This is a genomic window from Bacteroidota bacterium, assembly GCA_039714315.1.
Classification (GTDB): Bacteria; Bacteroidota; Bacteroidia; order Flavobacteriales; family JADGDT01; genus JADGDT01.
On the sequence record JBDLJM010000228.1, the window covers coordinates 1 to 3,367 of the forward strand.

At 34.0% G+C, this 3,367-nt stretch carries 3 protein-coding genes; all 3 read left to right on the forward strand.

Translation table 11 applies throughout. The features are described 5' to 3' along the window. Positions 1 to 202 precede the first annotated feature (202 nt). The 3 genes from ABFR62_13755 to ABFR62_13765 all read left to right on the forward strand — a co-directional run bounded on the left by ABFR62_13755 (position 203) and on the right by ABFR62_13765 (position 3,358). Positions 203 to 574, forward strand: a complete 372-nt coding sequence (locus ABFR62_13755; protein MEN8139484.1) for a GxxExxY protein — start codon at positions 203 to 205, stop codon at positions 572 to 574. A 50-nt stretch (positions 575 to 624) separates the two neighbouring features. Beyond that, positions 625 to 1,824, forward strand: a complete 1,200-nt coding sequence (locus ABFR62_13760) for a GDP-L-fucose synthase (protein MEN8139485.1) — start codon at positions 625 to 627, stop codon at positions 1,822 to 1,824. 163 nt (positions 1,825 to 1,987) lie between these two features. After that, positions 1,988 to 3,358: an undecaprenyl-phosphate glucose phosphotransferase gene (locus ABFR62_13765; GenBank protein MEN8139486.1), complete on the forward strand. Its 1,371-nt coding sequence runs from the start codon at positions 1,988 to 1,990 to the stop codon at positions 3,356 to 3,358. Positions 3,359 to 3,367: the final 9 nt, after the last annotated feature.

Here is a 3,367-nt window from a genome sequence, read left to right on the forward strand (position 1 = left end):
CTGGTTAAAGATATGATGCAAAGTGATGTTAAGCTGATGAAGAAGGATCAGTATCTGAAAGATGGAGGCTATGAAACGTTAAATTATTTCGAATAAATTGCGAATAAAGTTATAGCCCAGAGGTTCACAAAGGAGACACAGAGAGCACTAAGTTTTTTTTCTTTGTGTAACTCTGTGACTTATTAGTGTAATAATAAAAGATATGACAGAAAATGATATAGCGTATAAGGTAATTGGGGCTGCAATAGAAGTACATAAGAAATTAGGTCCGGGTTTACTTGAGTCTGCATATCAGGAGTGTTTGTTTTATGAGCTTAAAGAGTTAGGGCTTAATGTAATGAAAGAAGTACCCAGACCAATTGTATATAAAGATATCAAGTTAGATCACGGATATCGTATAGATTTACTTGTTGAAAATAAATTAGTGATTGAGCTAAAAACAGTAGAGGCATTTACCGATGTTCATTTGGCTCAAGTATTGACTTACCTGAAACTTGGAGAATACAAACTTGGTCTATTAATAAATTTCAATGTATCAAAATTAACAGAAGGAATAAAAAGAGTCATTCTATAACCTCTGTGGTTCTTTGTGACTCCTTTGTGTAACTCTGTGAAACTAAAAAAATGAATACAAATTCAAAAATATACGTAGCTGGTCATCGTGGACTTGTTGGTTCGGCTATTATTAACAACCTAAAATCAAAGGGATACTCAAACCTTATTTTTAGGACTCACAAAGAACTGGACCTTACCAATCAACAAGCCGTTGCAAACTTCTTCGAAGAAGAAAAACCCGATTACGTAATACTGGCCGCTGCAAAAGTAGGGGGTATAGTAGCTAACAATACATATCGGGGAGAATTTATCTACGATAACCTGATGATACAGAATAATGTGATTCACCAGAGTTACATTAACGGAGTTAAAAAGCTCCTGTTTTTGGGTAGTACCTGTATTTATCCAAAAAATTCACAGCAACCAATGAAGGAAGAATATTTACTTACTTCAGAATTGGAATACACAAATGAGCCTTATGCAATAGCTAAGATTGCGGGGATAAAAATGTGCGAGAGCTACAACATCCAGTACGGAACAAACTTTATAGCAGCACAGCCTACAAACCTTTACGGGCCAAACGATAATTTCGATCTGGAAAAATCACACGTCCTTCCTGCATTAATCAGAAAAATGCACTTAGGAAAAGCATTAGAAAATAATGATTTGGAGACTTTGCGAGCTGACTTAGATAAACTACCAATCGAAGGGGTTAATGGAGAAAGCAGCGAATCTGAAATTTTAAACGTTTTAGCAAAATACGGAGTAAAAGAAACCTCAAACACCAAACCTCAAACTTCAAACGTCTCAGTAGAAATCTGGGGCTCAGGAAATCCAATGCGAGAATTCCTTTGGAGTGAGGACATGGCAGATGCTTGTGTACACTTAATGGAAAATGTTGATTTTAGCAATATTGTCTCTGAACGTCATATCGACCGTAGCGAAAGCGAAGTGGAGATATCTCATGAAGATATAGTGGAAAACTGCAAAACAACAGAATCAGAAAAACAAACTCCGGTAAATGAGCTTGTTGAAGTACGTAACACCCACATAAACATCGGTACCGGAAAAGAAGTGTCAATAAAAGAATTAGCCGAAACTATAAAAGAAGTAGTTGGTTTCGAGGGAGAACTTTATTTTAATACAGATAAACCCGATGGGACAATGCGGAAATTAACAGATTCGTCAAAGCTTGAGTCTTTGGGGTGGAAGTATAGTATTGAACTTAAAGAAGGTATTAATTATGCTTATAATTGGTACTTGAAGTAAGCTTAAATATTAGTAAACTTATTGTGGTAATCCTCTCATGTGATCTGATTAATTAGATTATTTGAGAGGATTTTTTTACAATTAATTTGTATTTGTAACTTTGTTGGTTGATTGTAATTACATATCTTGCCCACGCTTAATGTGATACTTGATTATTATTTGGATGGATAAGCGTTACTCAAAATATATAAGACCATTTGCAATTTTTTCTGATCTTTTATTATTAAATGTTTTAATGCATTTTTTAATATTCGAGAAAGGACTTATGACTGATGCTACAAAAGATTTTCGCTTTCTTTTTGTGGCTAATGTAGGGTGGTTGGTAATCTCATATATCTTAGACTTATATAAAATATATCGTTTTACACGTATAGTGATAATTATGCGTGGTTTGTCAAATCAAATAGTGATATTTTTTCTTCTTATATCATCTCTATATTCCTGGTCTTATTTACTGCTAAATAAGGAAGGGATTATAAACTTCTTTATAGTTCTGTCATTGTTACTTTTCTTTATGCGCTTTCTTACATTTTACGGATTGCGTAATTATAGGATGTATGGAGGGAATTACCGGAATATTATAATTGTGGGATATGAAGAAAATTCAAAGTTACTTTATAAGTTTTTCAATCAACGCCCTGAATTCGGTTATCAGTTTAAGGGCTTCTTTTCTGACAAATATGAAAATAATAAAGTACTAAAAGGAGGGATAAAAGATATAAAGAATTTTGTTTTAGATAATGAAATTGATGAAATATACTGCACTGTTGAGGAGCTTGATTCTATTGAGTTAAAAGCCTTAATAGATTTTGCTGAGAATAATTTGAAAATAATCAAGTTTATTCCTGACTCAAAAGGGGTTTTTGGAAGAGATTTGAAACTTCAGTATTATGATTTTATGCCGATTTTGGCACTTCGGGAAAATCCATTTGAAGACTCTGTTCAAAAGTGGGTAAAGCGTATTTTTGATTTGATTTTTTCTTCTCTGGTAATAGTTTTTGTTTTATCGTGGTTGATTCCTGTTCTTGGATTATTGATAAAGAGAGAATCAAAAGGCCCCGTGTTCTTTAAGCAAAAACGTAGCGGTCTGGATAATGCAGATTTCTATGTTTATAAATTCAGGTCTATGGGAGTAAATAAAGACGCAGATGCTCAGCAAGCAACGAAAAACGATCCCCGGGTTACAAAGATTGGTAGATTTTTAAGAAGTACTAGTATTGATGAATTACCACAGTTTATAAATGTATTTAAAGGCGAAATGTCTGTTGTGGGGCCTCGTCCGCATATGTTAAGTCACACTGACTATTACTCTAAAATAATTGATAAATTTATGGTTCGACATATTGTGAAACCAGGAATTACAGGATTGGCTCAGGTTCGTGGCTTTAGAGGAGAAACTGAAACTGTGGCACAGATGCGTGCAAGGGCGAGAGTTGATCGTTTCTATATAGAAAACTGGTCGATGTTATTGGACTCAAAAATTATTGCCCAAACTTTTGTGAACGCTGTTAAAGGAGAAGAAAAAGCTTATTAAGATTTGAAG

Bases quoted from the DNA above. Each gene is read 5' to 3' on its own strand.
- ABFR62_13755 (MEN8139484.1), top strand. From the start codon at position 203: ATGACAGAAAATGATATAGCGTATAAGGTAATTGGGGCTGCAATAGAA.
- ABFR62_13760 (MEN8139485.1), top strand. From the start codon at position 625: ATGAATACAAATTCAAAAATATACGTAGCTGGTCATCGTGGACTTGTT.
- ABFR62_13765 (MEN8139486.1), top strand. From the start codon at position 1,988: ATGGATAAGCGTTACTCAAAATATATAAGACCATTTGCAATTTTTTCT.